Raw genomic sequence first — 17,798 nt, forward strand, 5'->3', positions numbered from 1 at the left:
TGGATTGTTAGTATGTAACATGAGAGTTACTCCTTAGTTGTTTTGAACAAAGATTCGACACCTTTATCAAAACGGGTAACTCTCAATTTTTCAAATCGAAATGTCAGGTCTGGTCGGAACTAATTCACTTAATTGTAAGTACTAACGCTAAGCTCTGGCACTCACAACCAGTAAGCGGATACTGTGATTACTGCATCTCGTCGCTAAATTGCAGCGTTGGACGCACTACTTCAGCATCAGATTCCAATGCACCAAGCAGTGCTAAGAAGTTCTTATTAACCACTGACATAGTAATATTCTGCTTCTGCTGTGGTTCAACTTCACCCGTCACCTCAGCAACTGTAACGGCTTTCAGCACCAACAGCGCGGCATCACCGCTATTTAGTTCAACCAAAGCTGACTGCGTCTGTTCGCTATCCGGGTGTGCCAATTTAAATGCCTGTTGGACAATTTCTGGGGCAACAGTAAAGCTCTGACGTTTCAGGGCTGCTTCCGTTTTCACTTCCGTAGATTCTGCTGCTGCGATGTCACTCAGTGCTTTACCATCTTCCAGCTGTGCATACAAGGTGTTCGCTTTCTCTTTGATAAGCTCTGACGCTTTTTCGTTCTCAAGGCGCGTTTTGATCTGCGCAGTGACCTCTTCCAAAGGCTTCACAGTGGCTGGTTTATGGTCCAAAACACGTACAACAACAATATGCTCATTCCCCGCTTCCAGCACTTCTGAATTCACTCGATCTTCGATTAGCTCAGGTGTGAAAATGGCATTAGCGATGCTTGGATCATTTAACGGAGCAGGTAGCGCCGCACGTGATACCAACTCAGTGCTCTTCAACTCAATATCTGCAACAGCCGCTGCATCTTCTAATGAATCTGCCACTTCAAACGCCAGCTCTGCGATTTGCGATTGTTTTTCATAAAATGCATTGGCCTTAGCTGTGTTCTCTAGCTCAGCGCGCAACTCAACGGCAACTTCTTCAAACGCTTTTGACTGCTGTGCCTGTAAATCGGTCAACTGGATAATATGGAAACCAAACTCAGTTTCAACCACAGGAGAGAAGTCACCGACGTTAGCGAGTGCAAATGCAGCCTCTTCAAACTCAGGCTCCATCATGTCACGCTCGATCCAATCCAGATCACCACCGACTTCCGCAGACGCGACATCATCTGATTCAGTTGCAGCAAGCTCAGCAAAATCTTTACCTTCTTGTAATTGCTGGTACAAAGCTTCCGCTTTTTGCTGTGCCGCTTGTGCATCTTCAGCACTCTCAATCAGGATATGTGCTACACGACGACGCTCTTCTTCCAGGTACTGAGCCTGATTCTCTTCATAGTAAGCGCGGACTTGTTCATCCGTCACAGGCTCATCCAGCGTCACATCGCCAGATGTTAGCTCAAGGTACTGCAAAGCAATTTGCTCCGGTGCCTGGAACTGCTCCTGATTTAGCTCATAGTAATCAGCAATTTCTGCTTCTGTTACAGCCACTTCACTTTTGACGGTCTCTTTGCTCAACAGCATGTAGTCAATATCACGTGTTTGCTGCTGCAATGCCAACGTTTGCTTTAATTCGTTATCTAAAACAAAATCTGATCCTGCAACCGCTGAAACCAATTGATTACGAGTCATTTCTTCGCGCATGTATTCACGGAACGTATCAGGCTTAAAGTTCATCTGGCGGATCAACTGTAAATATCTGTCGTTACTGAATTCGCCGCCTAGCTGAAAGTAAGGCAGTTCAAAAATAGCTTCCTTAACTTGCTCATCACTGACTCTCAGCCCTAATTCAATGGCTAACTGGTTTTGTAGTTCTTGTTGTACCAGACGGTCAATAACACCACTGCGGATCTGAGCCATATATGCCGGATCTGCTGAGATTTGTGTGAAATATTCGCCAAACTGACGCTCAAGGCGTGCACGCTCATTTTCATAGGCGCGGGAAAATTCCATTTGCGTTATCTTGACTCCGTTTACTTCTGCTACGGCTTGCTCTGTGGTTTGACCTAGGTAACCACCGATCCCTGCCAACGCAAAAGACAAGATCACTACACCAAGAATAATTTTGGCTGCCAGGCCTTGTGAGCCTTCTCTAATCTTTTCTAGCATTTATTCTATCTCTTATCTAAGTCAAAGCACGCTCAGTACTTTGGGTTTATCTGCGTACCCAGTTCCGCTGAGTATGACACACCAGCGCCCTGTTTCTGTACCTATTAATATGGATATGCGTGGCGATTGCAAGTATTTATGTGCAGACTTTTCGAAGCGCATATGTGATATCGCGCTTAGCTTCATCTCCATTAGCCTCACCAATGTGCGACACTATCCAACTGATATAAAAAAAGCGTATCTTAGCAGATACGCTTTTTATCTTGAAGCTTATCTGGCCCAATCACACTATTTTAACATAGGTTGTTGGGCAGACTGAGCGAAATCTGCTTAGTTTACCGCGTCTTTCAGAGCTTTACCGGCTTTGAAAGATGGGATGTTAGCTGCAGCGATTTCGATTGCCGCACCAGTTTGTGGGTTACGACCGGTACGCGCTGCACGCTCACGCACTGAGAAAGTACCAAAACCGACTAGGGCAACTGAGTCACCGTCTTTTAGCGCACCAGTTACTGACTCAATGAATGAATCCAGAGCACGACCAGCAGCCGCTTTAGAAATATCAGCATCAGCTGCGATTTGATCGATTAATTGAGATTTATTCACAATATCATCCTCTTACATTGTTATTATCAAGAGCGATGAGGGCTTACCACTAACATCACTTTTGTAGTTAACTCAGAGAAATCTGACGATTCTCTATTTCATCTAATGTCTCAAAGCCTAGTAACCACGGGGGTTGTGGGCTACCAGGCTAATACAGTGCTTAAGTTAGCATACCATGTAGATTTGAAAACCCTTTTTACGCACTTTTATGTACTTTTTCTGCTTTACCCAAGCGACTTTTGTGACTCAACCGTAAAACTGTCTACCGGGTGAGCGAGTGCCAGAGATAAAACATCGTCAATCCAGCTCACAGGATGGATTTCAAGACCTTCCAGTACGTTTTGCGGGATCTCTTTCAGGTCCCGCTCATTCTTCTTAGGAATGACGACGGTTTTGATGCCACCACGATGAGCTGCCAGCAACTTCTCTTTGAGTCCACCAATCGGCAAAACTTCACCACGTAATGTGATTTCACCGGTCATTGCAACATCACTGCGTACCGGGTTACCCGTTAAGCTTGAAACCAGTGCTGTGACCATGGCAATACCAGCACTTGGACCATCTTTCGGCGTCGCACCTTCAGGAACATGTACATGAATATCGCGCTTTTCATAGAAGTCGCCATTGATCCTTAGCTTTTCAGCCCGGTTGCGTACCACAGTCATAGCAGCCTGGATCGACTCCTGCATTACATCACCCAAAGAGCCTGTATACGCCAGCTTACCCTTGCCGGGCACCGCCGCACATTCGATGGTCAGTAAATCGCCACCCACTTCAGTCCAGGCCAATCCTGTAACCAAACCAACGCGATCGCCATCTTCTGCCTTACCGTAATCAAAACGCTGTACGCCCAGATAGCTCTCCAGGTTTTCAGCACTGATCACAACCTTATCTTTTGACTTGCTCAGTAAAATGCTCTTGACGGCTTTACGACACAGTTTTGACAGCTCTCGCTCAAGGTTACGAACGCCAGCTTCTCGTGTGTAGTAGCGGATAGTATCAATGATGGCACTGTCCTCAATCTCAATCTCTTGCTCCTTCAATCCGTTCCGCTTAATTTGTTTCGGGATCAAATGCTGCTTAGAGATATTGAGCTTCTCGTCTTCGGTATAGCCTGACAAGCGGATCACTTCCATTCGGTCAAGCAAAGGGCCCGGAATGTTGAAGCTATTAGACGTAGCAACAAACATCACATCCGATAAATCATACTCAACTTCCAAGTAATGATCGGCAAAACTGCTGTTTTGCTCCGGGTCGAGTACCTCTAGTAAGGCTGAAGCCGGATCACCACGCATATCCGAAGACATTTTGTCGATTTCGTCTAACAGGAACAGCGGGTTTTTCACGCCCACTTTGGTCATGCTCTGTACCAGCTTGCCTGGCATTGAGCCAATGTAAGTACGTCTGTGGCCTCGTATCTCCGCTTCATCGCGCACGCCGCCCAGCGCCATGCGCACATATTTACGTCCTGTTGACCGTGCGATAGATTGCCCCAAACTGGTTTTACCTACCCCTGGAGGCCCTACAAGACACAAAATAGGCCCTTTGAGCTTATTAGTTCGTTGCTGTACTGCCAAATACTCGATGATACGCTCTTTGACTTTCTCCAGGCCATAGTGATCTGCATCCAGGATCTTCTGGGCATTGGCCAGGTCTTTTTTAACTTTTGAGCGTTTTTTCCAAGGTACACCAATCAGCGTATCAATATAAGAGCGTACCACCGTTGCCTCAGCCGACATCGGTGACATCATCTTTAGCTTATTTAGCTCAGAGGTCGCCTTTTCTTCAGCCTCTTTGGGCATCTGTGCCTCTGAGATGCGCTTTTTCAATGCTTCAAATTCATCTGGCACATCATCCAGCTCACCCAATTCTTTCTGAATGGCTTTCATCTGCTCATTGAGATAGTACTCGCGCTGAGACTTTTCCATCTGTTTTTTGACCCGCGAACGGATCTTTTTCTCTACCTGAAGCAGATCAATCTCGCCTTCCATTAAGGCCATCAGGTACTCTAACCGGTCAGTAACGTTGTACAACTCAAGTACCTTTTGTTTTTCTGGTACTTTAATCGGCATGTGCGCAGCCATTGTGTCAGCAAGACGTGCAGTTTCGTCAATACCGGAGACGGACGTCAGTACTTCGGGCGGGATCTTTTTGTTAAGCTTTACATACCCTTCAAACTGGCTGATGGCACTGCGGATAAAGATATCCTGCTCAGGGCCTTCAATGTTCTCAGAGGCAATAAACTGCGCCTCGGCCAGGAAATAATCATCAGTCACCAAAAATCGTTCGATTTTGGCACGCTGAGTACCTTCAACCAGCACTTTGACGGTGCCATCAGGCAACTTTAATAATTGCAGTACAGTAGCGACGGTACCGACTTGATAAATATCATCCGTGTCGGGGTCATCAATTGACGCTTCTTTTTGCGCCACCAAAAAAATTTGCTTGTCATTTTCCATCGCTGCTTCAAGGCATTTTATTGATTTTTCTCTGCCTACAAACAGCGGGATCACCATATGAGGGTATACGACCACATCACGCAGTGCCAATACGGGTATCTCGACTCGATCCATTCTCTCAAGCGTCATTATATTCTCTTCGCACTTCATTAGTTTCAAGGATTAGGGAGGTATATGGGGATTGCCTTCAAAAAGTTCAACCTATATACCAATCCATATCAATTTCTAGTTTGAGTTTGTTGATTGCTGGAACAACTAAACTGTAGACAAAAAAAGGAGCCTGAGGCTCCTTTTTGCGATAAAACCAAATCGTCACTCCGACGCAGCTTTATCCTGACTGTTATTTTCGTAAATTAAAATTGGGTCAGACTCACCTTTAATGACGGTTTCGTCTACCACAACTTTACTTACGTCTTCTATTGAAGGCAGGTCATACATGGTATCCAGCAACACCCCTTCAACAATAGAGCGCAATCCACGGGCACCTGTTTTTCTCTCCATTGCCTTGTGCGCGATGGCCTTAAGTGCATCCTCTCGGAACTCAAGTTCAACCCCTTCCATTTTGAACAACGCACCATATTGTTTCGTTAGTGCGTTTTTAGGCTCATTAAGGATTTGAATGAGGGCATCTTCATCTAGCTCAGCCAAGGTCGCAACCACGGGCAATCGGCCGATAAACTCAGGAATTAGACCGTATTTGACCAAATCTTCGGGTTCAACATCTTTGAAGGTTTCGCTTAAAGAACGCTCGCTATCCGACGATTTAACCTGAGCGCCAAAACCAATACCAGTGTTGGTATGGCTACGCTGCTCAATCACTTTGTCCAGGCCAGCAAAGGCACCGCCACAAATAAACAGGATTTTCGATGTATCTACTTGTAAGAACTCTTGCTGAGGGTGCTTGCGTCCGCCTTGTGGCGGCACCGAAGCTACCGTGCCTTCGATGAGTTTGAGTAGCGCCTGTTGAACGCCTTCACCAGACACGTCGCGCGTGATAGATGGGTTATCCGATTTACGCGAAATTTTGTCGATTTCGTCGATATAAACGATACCGCGCTGTGCTTTTTCTACGTCGTAGTCACACTTCTGTAAAAGCTTCTGGATAATATTCTCGACATCCTCACCCACATAACCCGCTTCGGTTAATGTGGTTGCATCCGCCATAGTAAAGGGCACATCCAGTAAGCGTGCCAGTGTTTCTGCAAGCAGTGTTTTACCACTACCTGTTGGACCGATAAGCAGGATGTTACTCTTGCCTAGCTCAACATCGCCTTTTAAACCTTGGTTTTTCAGTCGCTTGTAATGGTTATAAACGGCAACTGAGAGCACTTTTTTAGCGTGCTCCTGGCCAATCACATAGTCATCAAGGTGATTGCGGATCTCTCTTGGTACCGGCAATTTATCAGACGAATCATGTTGCGGCGCTATATCCTTGATTTCTTCTCTAATGATGTCGTTACACAGTTCGACGCATTCATCACAAATGTACACTGACGGACCAGCGATCAACTTGCGTACTTCATGTTGGCTCTTACCACAAAATGAGCAGTATAAGAGCTTACTATTCTTGTCGCCGTCTGTAGGAGTGTCTGACATTCAGCTACCTCTTAAATTTGGTCAGTTATCTACTTCGATAACACAATACATGTTTTAACTATACCAAAGAATTTTGCCTTTGGTATAGCCGGGCCAGATGCATTTATCTAACAGCGATCAGAAACACGCCAGCCCAATATAGATTACTTAATATTTCTGCTGCTATGAACAGCGTCAACCAAACCGTAATCCACGGCTTGCTCAGCATTCATAAAGTTGTCACGATCAGTGTCATTCGCGATCACATCATAAGGTTGGCCAGTATGTTCAGCCATCAGACGATTCAGCTTTTCTTTGATCGTCAGAATTTCTTTTGCATGGATCTCAAAGTCCGACGCCTGGCCCTGGAAACCGCCAAGAGGTTGATGGATCATGACGCGAGAATTTGGCAGGCAATAACGTTTGCCTTTGGCACCACCAGAAAGTAAAAAGGCGCCCATACTGGCTGCCTGACCAACACACACAGTGCTAACGTCTGGTTTGATAAAATTCATCGTATCGTAAATAGACATACCCGCAGTCACCGAGCCACCAGGTGAGTTGATGTATAGATAAATGTCTTTTTCAGGGCTTTCTGATTCCAAGAACAGCAGCTGAGCAACGATCAGGTTTGCCATATGGTCCTCAACCTGACCTGTCAGGAAGATAATCCGCTCTTTTAGCAAACGAGAATAAATGTCATAAGAACGCTCACCTTTCGCTGTTTGCTCAACAACCATAGGGACTAATGCGTTTAGAGGATCAAACATACCGTCATTCATTTTATAGATTCCTTATAAACAGGGAAGTGCACTGCAAAACCTGGCCGCCTGTCTCATACAAAGGACAAGCACAATTTGTTTACTCAATTGACAAGAAGTTTATAGACAGAAGTTTATGCAAAAGATGCTGATAAACAAAAGTATACGCACAACCGTGTTGCTTTGAGCAAATAAAACAAAAATGGCTCGCAGCACTGCAAAACACAGAGCAATACGAGCCATTTAAACGTTAGCTTAACAGTAAGTCAATGATTTCGTCTTTGACGAGATCAAAAGTGCTTACTGAGCAGCCTGTTGTGGGTTCATGATGTCGTCAAAAGACTTCTCAACATCAGCAACCTCAGCAGCTGCCAGAATCGCATCTACAGCTTGCTCTTCCATTGCAACGTTGCGCATTTGCTGCATCAACTGATCATTGCCTTTGTAGTATGCAACTACTTCGCTTGGATCTTCATAAGCAGAAGCAACAGTTTCGATTAGCTCTTCAACTTTTGCATCATCTACTGTGATCTCATTTGCTTTGATCACTTCACCTAACAGAAGGCCAGTTTTAACTCGAGTTACAGCTTGCTCATGGAACAGCTCAGCTGGTAGCTCAGGCATGTTCTTCGCGTCGCCGCCAAAGCGTTGTGCGGCTTGCTGACGTAGTGCATCGATTTCTTGGTCGATAAGCGCTTTAGGTACGTCAACTTCGTTAGTCTCTAAAAGACCTTTGATCGCTTGATCTTTGATCTGAGCTTTCACAGCCTGACCAAGTTCACGCGTCATGTTTTTCTTCACTTCTTCTTTCAGTGCGTCAACGCCGCCTTCAGCAACACCGAATTTAGTTGCGAACTCATCTGTTAGTTCTGGTAGTTCCTGAACTTCAACTTTCTTCACAGTGATCTTGAACTGCGCCGCTTTACCTTTCAGGTTTTCAGCGTGATACTCTTCAGGGAAAGTTACGTCAGCAACAACTTCTTCGCCTGCTTTCTTACCGATGATACCATCTTCGAAACCAGGGATCATGCGACCTTGACCAAGTTCAAGTGGGAAGTCTTCAGCTTTACCACCTTCGAACTCTTCACCTTCTACTGTACCCAAGAAGTCAATCGTTACACGATCTTTCTCGCCTACTACAGCATCGCTCTCAGTCCAGCTTGCGTGTTGTTTACGCAGAGTTTCCAGCATGTTTGCCAGATCATCTTCTGTTACGTCAACCACAGGCTTCTCTACTGAAATCTTTTCAAGATCTTTCAGTTCAACTTCTGGGTAAACTTCAAAAGTTGCATCAAACTCAAGGTCCTTACCCACTTCCAGTGACTTAGGAGCAAAAGTAGGTGCGCCAGCAGGATTGATCTTTTCAGAAACAATTGCCTCGATGTAGTTGCGTTGCATCAACTCACCAGCAACTTCTTGCATCACAGCAGCACCGTAGCGCTTTTTGATAACAGAAACTGGTACTTTACCCGGACGGAAACCGTCAATACGCTGTGTTTTAGCCAGTTGTTGTAAGCGTTTTTTTACTTCAGTCTCAACGTTCTCAGCTGGAACTGTGATAGTCAGACGGCGCTCAAGACCTTGAGTCGTCTCAACAGAAACTTGCATGATATAACCTCAATTTTCATTTTTGGCGACTACGCGCCTTCCTTACAAACAAGTCGACTTTTTATCAGATCAGATGACAGCAGACCATCATATTTGCTCAATTTCGATTAAGCAGATCACCGTTAAAACTTCCCAACATTTGATGTTTAAGAATCAGTGCTGATCTCTGTCAGACTTGCTGCCTGCCCAGACAGGGCGCTATGTTAAATAATAGACGCGGCATTATAACCTATAAAACGGGAGAGTCGAGCAATCGCAGCAAATAATTGATGTTGCTAAGGACAAAATTAGACAGATAAAATAAGTTTTGAAGAATTAAAGAAGAAAAGAGATGGTCGGCGATGCAGGATTTGAACCTGCGACCCCTTGGACCCAAACCAAGTGCGCTACCAAGCTGCGCTAATCGCCGAACATATAGGTTTTGTAGATGGGGCGACTGACGAGGCTTGAACTCGCGACAACCGGAATCACAATCCGGGGCTCTACCAACTGAGCTACAGCCGCCACTACAATGTGGATTTTAAAAATGGCGCACCCGGAAGGATTCGAACCTTCGACCGACGGCTTAGAAGGCCGTTGCTCTATCCAACTGAGCTACGGGCGCGGCGCAAAGAATGCTTCTTCGTGCATACCACCAACTTTCGTTGATTTACTCTTTATTAAAGTAAAAAAGAGTGGTCGGCGATGCAGGATTTGAACCTGCGACCCCTTGGACCCAAACCAAGTGCGCTACCAAGCTGCGCTAATCGCCGATTGTGTTATTTTCAGAGTTTCTCTTGCGAGCCCCTCGTTGACAACGGGGTGCATAATAGTGATTTGCCCCGATGAGGTCAAACATTTTTTTTTAAAAACATGCCAACTGACTATTTTTACTCCAAAACGTTTAATTTATATAACAAGGCGACTGGTTTTTCAGCAATTTTGCCTTACTCAAAGAGAATAAAGTTGCCCGGTGTCGGATCCAGCTTGGCTATTTGGGGGATTTTTGCGAAAATAGTAGCGGCTTCCTAAGTTTTTCAGTACTCAGTCCTGAGCACGCCCTCACGCTGATACAGATGACTCAGTGAACTCCTATAAAATAGAGTACCCCCTTAAATACACTCTATAATCGTTCAAGTAATTAACCCTTAAATTTAAAGGTCAGTCATGACGGCAAACATCATCGACGGTAAAGTCATTGCGAAACAAGTTCGCAGTACCGTAGCCAACCGCGTTGCAGAGCGGATCAATCAGGGGCTCAGAGCACCAGGACTAGCAGTTGTACTTGTTGGCCAGGACCCTGCCAGCCAGGTATACGTAGGCTCAAAACGCAAAGCATGTGAAGAAGTAGGCTTCGTATCTAAGTCATATGATCTACCCGCAGACACAAGTGAAGCGCAATTACTGGAGTTGGTGGACACACTTAATCAAGATCCAAACGTTGACGGTATCCTGGTCCAGTTACCATTGCCTGACGGACTAGATGCCGAGAAAGTACTGGAACGTATCCACCCACATAAAGATGTTGATGGTTTCCATCCTTATAACGTCGGACGACTGGCACAACGAATGCCTGCGTTACGCCCTTGTACGCCAAAAGGGATCATTACTTTACTCGATTCAACCGGTGTCAGATACAAAGGTATGCATGCTGTCGTTGTAGGTGCCTCTAACATTGTAGGTCGCCCAATGTCTCTGGAGCTGTTGCTGGCAGGTTGTACAACGACTGTGTGCCATAAATTCACCCAAGACCTTGAAGCGCACGTGCGCCGGGCCGATCTGCTGGTCGTAGCGGTGGGCAAGCCAGAATTCATTCCTGGCGACTGGATCAAAGAAGGTGCAATGGTTATTGATGTAGGCATTAACCGACTGGAGTCAGGCAAACTGGTAGGTGATGTACAATATGACGTTGCCGCACAACGAGCGAGCTTCATTACGCCAGTACCAGGTGGTGTAGGGCCAATGACCGTCGCAAGTCTCATCGAGAATACACTCGAAGCGTGCGAAAATTATCATAGCTAACGCTTCGCATAGCAGGTGTGCACCACACCTGCTTCATCCCTCTTTTTAGAATAGCAACAGCAAATAAGTTTACTCCGGCGGGGTCAGTGAGCTCACAATAAAGCTGTGAGGGTGAAGCTCTGAAAAAGAGATTACGTCACCAATACTCAACACCCAATCTGTTTTCGACACTATTCTATTTTGGTTTACAAACACACCGTTTTTGCTGGTATCCCGAAGTGTCCATTGCTCCCCTGTCCAGACGATAACGGCATGATGGCGTGAGATTTCTACCCCTAATAACTGAGTATCAACCTCCCCCTCTGCACGACCAAAACGGTGATATGAATTAAGAAGGATGTGATCATTGGTTTGCGCTAATAAAAGATGTGCCATGCCTGTGCCTATCTGAGTGTCCTGACGTCGAATCTTGCTACAGTGCGTCTTACAGGAGGAAAAAATACCCTACTTGTGAGTACAAGATTGTAATCGTTGGGTCATAATGATGACATTACGCGACCTTACACTGCTGGTTTTCTCAGCAAAATGAGTATGCCGTCAGATCTAATGCTGACATCTGAATAGATCTTATCTACAGTTAGACTAGGGCTTCCTACAGGAACTATAGCAGTGTCAGGAGTAGTTAGTGCAAGACAGTGCAGAAACCAAGATAACGGCGGTTTTGGGTACCACCGAGTGAAGCAGCTGGCATGTGTTTTGGGCTTATTTGCGTGTTTTATAGTCCGTGCCGCCAGCCCGATAAGCGTCACAATATTAGCTGACGACAGCTACCCGCCTTACTCTTATGTCCAGGATGGTAAATTAGTTGGCATTTACCCCACACTGATCCGAGAAGCAGCGAAACTAATCAAAGAAGATTACCTGGTGGAGCTTCGCCCTATTCCCTGGAAAAGAGGCGTCTCAGCACTCGAGAATGGGGAAGCATTCGCACTGATGCCCCCTTATATCCATCTTGACACTCGGCCCTTTATCTGGCCTTACTCCATTGCCCTGAAACAAGAAGAAGTCGTGGCGTTTTGCAATCCAGGTATCACGTTACAAAACATCACTCAACGTAATGCCCAGCAAGCACCCGTTAATATTGGATTGAACGCAGGCTTTCTCATCCTTGACGATGCACTCAAAGAAGCACGAAAAACCGGGCGAATTGTAGTCTGGGAAAACAAAAATACCCGAGCCAACATCATCAAACTGTATAAAAAGAGGGTTGACTGCTACATCAATGACAGGCTCTCAACTTTAATCGGTATCAGTGAGCTGCAAGAACAGCTTACGGGCATAAGCGCGCAATCATTTGTTGAAGACCGCGTAGTCCTCAGTCGCAGTGCCCATATCGGATACCTCAAAGGATATGAAGGTCAATATCCGTTTAAATATGACTTCATCGAGAAAATGGATAAGGCCCTGAGTACCGTATTACAAAAAAGTCCATCGCCATAACTGCGCGATCGCAGCTTTTTTGGTTCCAGTCATGAACTGCGCAAGCCCCTTGTTGATAGAGTCATCGCAGTATCAAAATGGATATCAGCCTATTGCCGCAAATAGTGATGTGTCTGTTTGTGTGCCCAGGAAAAAGAGAAGACGTAAAAAAGGCAGCTAGGCTGCCCTTATAAATGTGTCTTAAACTACCTGCCAGTCGATACTGGCGCCAGCTTTAATTGGCACAACCTGAGTATCACCCAATGGGTAAGAATCCGGCACCTGCCAGCTATTTTTTTCTAAAGTAATGGTGTCAGTATTACGAGGTAATCCGTAAAAGTCTGGACCAAAGTGGCTGGCAAAGCCCTCAAGTTTATCCAATGCACCGGCTTCTTCAAATGCCTCTGCATAAAGCTCAATTGCGGCATGAGCCGTGTAAGCCCCAGCACATCCACAAGCTGCTTCTTTCTTATCTTTCGCATGAGGCGCTGAGTCAGTACCCAGGAAGAACTTTTCACTGCCACTGGTTGCTGCGCGCAGTAGCGCCTGTTGATGAGTATTACGCTTGAGAATAGGCAAACAGTAATAATGTGGGCGAATACCACCCGCCAACATATGGTTGCGGTTGTATAACAGGTGATGCGCTGTAATCGTCGCAGCAACATTCTCCGGTGCCGACTCTACAAACTCCACCGCATCTTGCGTGGTAATATGCTCCAGTACAATTTTGAGCTTAGGAAATGCATCAACCACTTTTTTGAGCTTGGTTTCAATAAATACTTTTTCGCGGTCAAAAATATCAATCGAGGAATCTGTCACTTCACCGTGTACCAATAGCAACATACCGACTTCCTGCATAACTTCCAGAATATGATAGATATTCTCAATGTCGGTAACACCCGAATCTGAATTGGTTGTTGCGCCTGCCGGGTACAATTTTGCAGCGACAATATGACCACTGGCTTTCGCCGCTCGGATCTCTTCAGCACTGGTGTTATCAGTCAAATATAATACCATCAGAGGTTCGAACTGCCCGCTTGGCTGCGCAGCCAAAATGCGCTCCCGGTAAGCCAATGCACTCTGTGTACAAGTTGCAGGTGGTACCAAATTAGGCATGATGATTGCCCGACCCATATAACGGCTGATATCGCGCACAGTGTCAACGAGTACAGCGCCATCACGAAGATGCACATGCCAGTCGTCCGGACGAGTGATTGTTAAGGTCTGTTTACTTGTCATTGCTCTTTCCCACTACTGAATTTGCCCGATCATAGGCTGAGCCAGCAGGTTAGTAAAGTTTTTACGCCTAATAGCCCGCGTCGTAAAAGTGTCATCAGGTTTACAGTAAATAGCAATTAAATTGCAACATTGACTGTAACGCATGATTTAAGAGCGTTAACATAGTCGGAGATTAAGTAATCAGGCCCGTGCCATGCCAATACTGTCAGAGACAAAACTAGAATCAAAAACCGAACAGTTAAGCATCATTAACCAGTTTTCATCGTCGTTGCTTCAGATAACTCACCTCGATGAACTCTTTGATTATGTTACCAGCCAAGTGGTCAGTCGCCTGGGGTTTGTGGATTGTGTGATTTACCTCACGGATCCGGCTGGCGAATATCTCGATGTCGTCGCCAGTATGGGCGTTGCACATAAAGACATCAGTCACCAGGTCAGCCAGCAACGGATCCCCGTTGCCGCCGGGATCACAGGCCATGTTGCACGAACTAAGCAACCCTTCCTTTCTGGTAACGTTGCCCTGGAACCCATGTATATTGCCGACACTCGACCAGCCCTCTCAGAGTTATGCGTTCCTTTAGTGTATGAAAACTCCTTACTGGGTGTTATCGACTGTGAGCACCCGGAAGCGGACTACTTTACCCAGGCGCATTTGCAGATCCTGTCAACCGTGGCACATTTACTCAGTGCTAAAATTCATCAGGTCAGAACACTGGACCATCTGACCGCCACTGTGACGCAATTGCATGAAGCACAACAGCTGGAAAAGTGCCTGCTGAAAATCGCCAACATCACTTATCAATCCCGTAACCTGGAAGCTTTTTACGATGAGTTATACAGCATCATCTGTTCACAACTCCCTGCTGAGAACTGTTTTATTGGACTCTACGATACCCAGCAGGATGTGCTCGAGATTGATTACCTGATAGAAGCTGGTGTCAAATGCAGCGCACATCAGCGAGTGTCTAAAGAGCAGATAAAACATACTGCCTCTTACTACATCATCAAACAGCAGCAGTCTTTGCTGTGCGACCACCAGCAGTTTCTGACCCACATTGAAAAACAGAACTTTAAAATGGTTGGCCGCTCGCCACGCTCCTGGCTTGGGGTCCCCTTCGTGGTAAATGACCAATATCAGGGTGTCGTTGTGCTGCAAAGTTACGACAACGATCGGGCATTCAGCCGCCACCATAAAGCCATTTTGACCTATATTAGTCGTCAGCTCAGTATGGCCATAGACAGGCGCCTTGCCCGTCAAGCATTAGAACATCGAGCATTGCATGATGACCTGACCGGCCTGGCAAACCGCTATTTGATGTTGGAACGGATAAAACATGCCATTTTATCTCTGGGACGCAGTAAACCGTCACGTCAGCACTGCCTTCTGTATCTTGATTTAGACAGATTCAAAAGCATTAACGATGCACTGGGGCATGATGTTGGCGACCACTTTCTCGTCGCTATCGTTAATCTTATCCAGACCTGTATTCGAAAAACGGACACCTTTGCGCGTCTGGGCGGTGATGAGTTCGCCATTTTCATGGAGAATATAGGCGATAAACAACAGGTTGAATTAGCGCTGGAGCGGATCACAAACGCCATTGCTAAACCCATCCAAATCGATGGTCACCTGCTGCAAGCCTCCAGCAGTATTGGTGTGGCATTCACTTCCAGTGATTCGGACAATGCCATCGCGCTGTTACAACAAGCCGATGCAGCCATGTATGAAGCAAAATCGGCAGGGCGCAGTCAGATCCGATATTTCAATAATGAAATGCGTAAGAAACTGAAGCAGCAGGCTGACATAGAAAACGATCTGCAAAATGGCATTAAAAATGGAGAATTTGAGCTCTATTACCAGCCCATATTCACACTGGCCCAGCCCAGGGTTGTCAGTTTTGAATCCCTGGTGCGCTGGCATCACCCAAAAAACGGCTTGGTCACGCCTGATGACTTTATTCCTATTGCAGAGCAAACCGGCCAGATCATTGAGCTCGATTTGCATTTACTCGATTTGGCAGCAAAACAGGTGGCGCAGTGGCAGAGTATCGGGATCAAGGACATCAGCCTGACGGTGAATGTCTCATCACGCCATTTCGCCAGCCTGGAATTTGTGGAGCAGATTGCCAACTTATATCGCGCCTACGGCCTGCACCAGGGGGCACTCAGCCTCGAAATCACCGAATCAGGCTTGATTGAAAACCTCAACCTGGCAACAAAAGTCATTCATGGCTTGTCTCCATTTGGGGTGAAGCTCTACCTTGATGACTTTGGTACCGGATACTCTGCGCTGGGTTACTTGCATCAGCTGCCGATTCATGTGCTTAAAATTGATAAAAGCTTTATTCAACAACTCACAGATCATAACAACCCTCTGGTCGATGCCATTTTATCACTGGCAAAATCACTGGACCTGGAAGTCGTAGCCGAAGGGATAGAAACGCACAAGCAATTGCAGATACTCAGTGGTAAAGCCTGTCAGTACGGACAAGGCTTTTTAATCTCTCACCCGCTTCAGGCAGATCAAGCTCTGGCCTTTTTACAGTCGGAGCAGGTCAAATTCGCAACAAAGAATGTTCCCTGAGGAGCACAGCGGAACTGGCAACAGTAGACTGACAAGAGCGACGCTGGGTAGTGTATGCCAAATTACCCAGTGCCTGGACATTATTTCACTCTTTGCAGGTTATTAACATCATCACTCAGGTAAATCAAAGATACGCTTTATCTCTGACGTATTAATGCCAAACCACATTTCAACTGATGACACAATGAACGTATGACTTCCGCAGGCATAAGGACGCACCACATTAGATATTCACCATGCCTTGACGCTCCCGCCTGCTACTTCATCAGATGACACAAGAAATCCCCATTGAGTGTTTATTTTCTCATCTGAAGCCTGAGGACATCAACATGAGTAAAATTAAATTGTATTTTTTTTAAAAAAAGTCAAATAAAGAATGACAACGCTGTCAAAAATGATGCTATAGTAATTTTGTAAATATTTAGTCAATCGCTGCTGGATTTATAGACGTCTAGACGTTGAATAGCTAGGGTTCACAGCGTAATATGGGTGTAATCTGAGTTTTACTCACGTTTAGAATGAGATTTGTTGATGATGATAGATATAAAGCACTTAAAAACCATAGCGACCCTGAAAGAAACCGGATCACTGGTCAATACAGCGCGTGAGTTATTCCTTACTCAGTCAGCACTTTCTCATCAGATCAAAGATCTGGAAAACAAACTGGATTGTCAGTTATTTGAACGCAAGACTCAACCCGTGCGATTTACCCCTCAGGGGATGCTATTGTTGGAACTGGCAAATGACGTACTCCCCAAAGTAGAAGCGACCAAATGTCGCCTCAAGGAAAGCCTCAATCAACCTATTTCACAACTACGACTCAGTGTTGAATGCCATGCTTGTTTTCACTGGTTGCTGCCAACGATTAAAGAATTTAATAATTTCTGGCCTGACATAAAAGTCGATTATGAGCGCGGTTTTAGCTATGACGCAATTCCGGAGCTACTCAGCGACGAACTTGATCTGGTTTTGACTTCAGATATTCGCGAACCAGATCAAGTTGAATATGCACATATTTTCGACTTTAAGCTCAAGCTTATTGTCGCCCCTGATCACGAGCTGGCTAAAAAAGCCTATGTCACGGCACTTGATCTCAAAGACGAAACCATTATTTCTTATCCTATTCCAAAAGAGCGCCAGGATATATTCAAACACTTTATTCAAAACGCTCGCTTTGACGGCACGCTAAAAACCGTCGACCAAGGGTTACTGATATTTCAGCTAGTCAGCGCCGGTATGGGTGTTGCGGCCCTGCCAGATTGGCTGGTTACGCCCTACGAAAGCCAGGGTCTGATCAAGTCAATTCCATTAGGCGCACTTGGACTAAACCGTCCTATGTACTTAGCAATGAAAAAGAACATGAAGGATAACCCGGTGTACCGACACTTCCTGAACACCTGCAAGCAATCTGTGAGTCGTTAATCCGCAATCGAGTGGATTTACACTAC

The 17,798-nt window shown here is 45.8% G+C and carries 12 protein-coding genes and 4 tRNA genes; 4 read left to right on the forward strand and 12 right to left on the reverse strand.

Annotation, left to right across the window (positions count from 1 at the left end; all coding sequences use genetic code 11):
• Window positions 1-187: 187 nt before the first annotated feature.
• From IY568_RS23130 to IY568_RS23175, 10 genes are all read right to left on the reverse strand, one after another.
• Complete coding sequence (locus tag IY568_RS23130; RefSeq protein WP_125564500.1) at window positions 188-2,101, reverse strand: SurA N-terminal domain-containing protein; 1,914 nt, start codon at window positions 2,099-2,101, stop codon at window positions 188-190.
• Window positions 2,102-2,431: 330 nt separating this feature from the next.
• A complete protein-coding gene (gene hupB / locus IY568_RS23135) occupies window positions 2,432-2,704 on the reverse strand; it encodes a nucleoid-associated protein HU-beta (protein ID WP_010386462.1) in 273 nt (90 codons plus the stop codon).
• 224 nt (window positions 2,705-2,928) lie between these two features.
• Complete coding sequence (lon, locus tag IY568_RS23140) at window positions 2,929-5,292, reverse strand: endopeptidase La (protein WP_125564498.1); 2,364 nt, start codon at window positions 5,290-5,292, stop codon at window positions 2,929-2,931.
• A gap of 183 nt (window positions 5,293-5,475) precedes the next feature.
• A complete protein-coding gene (gene clpX, locus IY568_RS23145) occupies window positions 5,476-6,759 on the reverse strand; it encodes an ATP-dependent protease ATP-binding subunit ClpX (protein ID WP_125564497.1) in 1,284 nt (427 codons plus the stop codon).
• 143 nt (window positions 6,760-6,902) lie between these two features.
• Window positions 6,903-7,520: an ATP-dependent Clp endopeptidase proteolytic subunit ClpP gene (gene clpP / locus IY568_RS23150; RefSeq protein WP_010386465.1), complete on the reverse strand. Its 618-nt coding sequence runs from the start codon at window positions 7,518-7,520 to the stop codon at window positions 6,903-6,905.
• Window positions 7,521-7,799: 279 nt separating this feature from the next.
• The gene (gene tig / locus IY568_RS23155; protein WP_125564494.1) at window positions 7,800-9,107 is read right to left on the reverse strand and encodes a trigger factor; all 1,308 of its coding nucleotides are present in this window, start codon (window positions 9,105-9,107) and stop codon (window positions 7,800-7,802) included.
• A 332-nt stretch (window positions 9,108-9,439) separates the two neighbouring features.
• Window positions 9,440-9,516: transfer RNA gene (locus tag IY568_RS23160), tRNA-Pro, on the reverse strand.
• 19 nt (window positions 9,517-9,535) lie between these two features.
• Window positions 9,536-9,611: transfer RNA gene (locus IY568_RS23165), tRNA-His, on the reverse strand.
• Between the two features lie 23 nt (window positions 9,612-9,634).
• Window positions 9,635-9,711, reverse strand: a tRNA-Arg gene (locus IY568_RS23170).
• A gap of 71 nt (window positions 9,712-9,782) precedes the next feature.
• Window positions 9,783-9,859: transfer RNA gene (locus IY568_RS23175), tRNA-Pro, on the reverse strand.
• A gap of 394 nt (window positions 9,860-10,253) precedes the next feature.
• Between IY568_RS23175 and folD the strand changes: the two genes are divergently transcribed.
• Entirely contained in the window at window positions 10,254-11,108 is an 855-nt protein-coding gene (gene folD / locus IY568_RS23180) for a bifunctional methylenetetrahydrofolate dehydrogenase/methenyltetrahydrofolate cyclohydrolase FolD (protein ID WP_125564492.1), read from the forward strand.
• A gap of 69 nt (window positions 11,109-11,177) precedes the next feature.
• Here folD and IY568_RS23185 read toward each other — a convergent pair whose 3' ends face one another.
• Window positions 11,178-11,483, reverse strand: a complete 306-nt coding sequence (locus IY568_RS23185; protein ID WP_194868825.1) for an FHA domain-containing protein — start codon at window positions 11,481-11,483, stop codon at window positions 11,178-11,180.
• A 234-nt stretch (window positions 11,484-11,717) separates the two neighbouring features.
• Here IY568_RS23185 and IY568_RS23190 point away from each other — a divergent pair, with 234 nt between their 5' ends.
• Window positions 11,718-12,548, forward strand: coding sequence for a substrate-binding periplasmic protein (locus IY568_RS23190; RefSeq protein ID WP_194868826.1), 831 nt, complete (start codon window positions 11,718-11,720; stop codon window positions 12,546-12,548).
• Window positions 12,549-12,728: 180 nt separating this feature from the next.
• On the opposite strand, the gene pyrC is transcribed toward IY568_RS23190, so the two are convergent.
• Window positions 12,729-13,766: a dihydroorotase gene (gene pyrC, locus IY568_RS23195; protein WP_194868827.1), complete on the reverse strand. Its 1,038-nt coding sequence runs from the start codon at window positions 13,764-13,766 to the stop codon at window positions 12,729-12,731.
• 193 nt (window positions 13,767-13,959) lie between these two features.
• Between pyrC and IY568_RS23200 the strand changes: the two genes are divergently transcribed.
• Window positions 13,960-16,350, forward strand: coding sequence for an EAL domain-containing protein (locus tag IY568_RS23200; RefSeq protein ID WP_171045124.1), 2,391 nt, complete (start codon window positions 13,960-13,962; stop codon window positions 16,348-16,350).
• 534 nt (window positions 16,351-16,884) lie between these two features.
• Window positions 16,885-17,772, forward strand: coding sequence for a LysR family transcriptional regulator (locus tag IY568_RS23205; RefSeq protein WP_040645583.1), 888 nt, complete (start codon window positions 16,885-16,887; stop codon window positions 17,770-17,772).
• Window positions 17,773-17,798 lie beyond the last annotated feature (26 nt).

This window comes from Pseudoalteromonas sp. PPB1 (assembly GCF_015356275.1).
Taxonomy (GTDB): domain Bacteria; phylum Pseudomonadota; class Gammaproteobacteria; order Enterobacterales; family Alteromonadaceae; genus Pseudoalteromonas; species Pseudoalteromonas rubra_D.

Excerpts from the sequence above, each read along its gene's own strand:
- tig (WP_125564494.1), bottom strand. The coding sequence starts at position 9,107 with ATGCAAGTTTCTGTTGAGACGACTCAAGGTCTTGAGCGCCGTCTGACT.
- folD (WP_125564492.1), top strand. The coding sequence starts at position 10,254 with ATGACGGCAAACATCATCGACGGTAAAGTCATTGCGAAACAAGTTCGC.
- IY568_RS23205 (WP_040645583.1), top strand. The coding sequence starts at position 16,885 with ATGATAGATATAAAGCACTTAAAAACCATAGCGACCCTGAAAGAAACC.
- pyrC (WP_194868827.1), bottom strand. The coding sequence starts at position 13,766 with ATGACAAGTAAACAGACCTTAACAATCACTCGTCCGGACGACTGGCAT.
- clpP (WP_010386465.1), bottom strand. The coding sequence starts at position 7,520 with ATGAATGACGGTATGTTTGATCCTCTAAACGCATTAGTCCCTATGGTT.
- IY568_RS23130 (WP_125564500.1), bottom strand. The coding sequence starts at position 2,101 with ATGCTAGAAAAGATTAGAGAAGGCTCACAAGGCCTGGCAGCCAAAATT.
- IY568_RS23185 (WP_194868825.1), bottom strand. The coding sequence starts at position 11,483 with ATGGCACATCTTTTATTAGCGCAAACCAATGATCACATCCTTCTTAAT.
- lon (WP_125564498.1), bottom strand. The coding sequence starts at position 5,292 with ATGACGCTTGAGAGAATGGATCGAGTCGAGATACCCGTATTGGCACTG.
- clpX (WP_125564497.1), bottom strand. The coding sequence starts at position 6,759 with ATGTCAGACACTCCTACAGACGGCGACAAGAATAGTAAGCTCTTATAC.
- IY568_RS23200 (WP_171045124.1), top strand. The coding sequence starts at position 13,960 with ATGCCAATACTGTCAGAGACAAAACTAGAATCAAAAACCGAACAGTTA.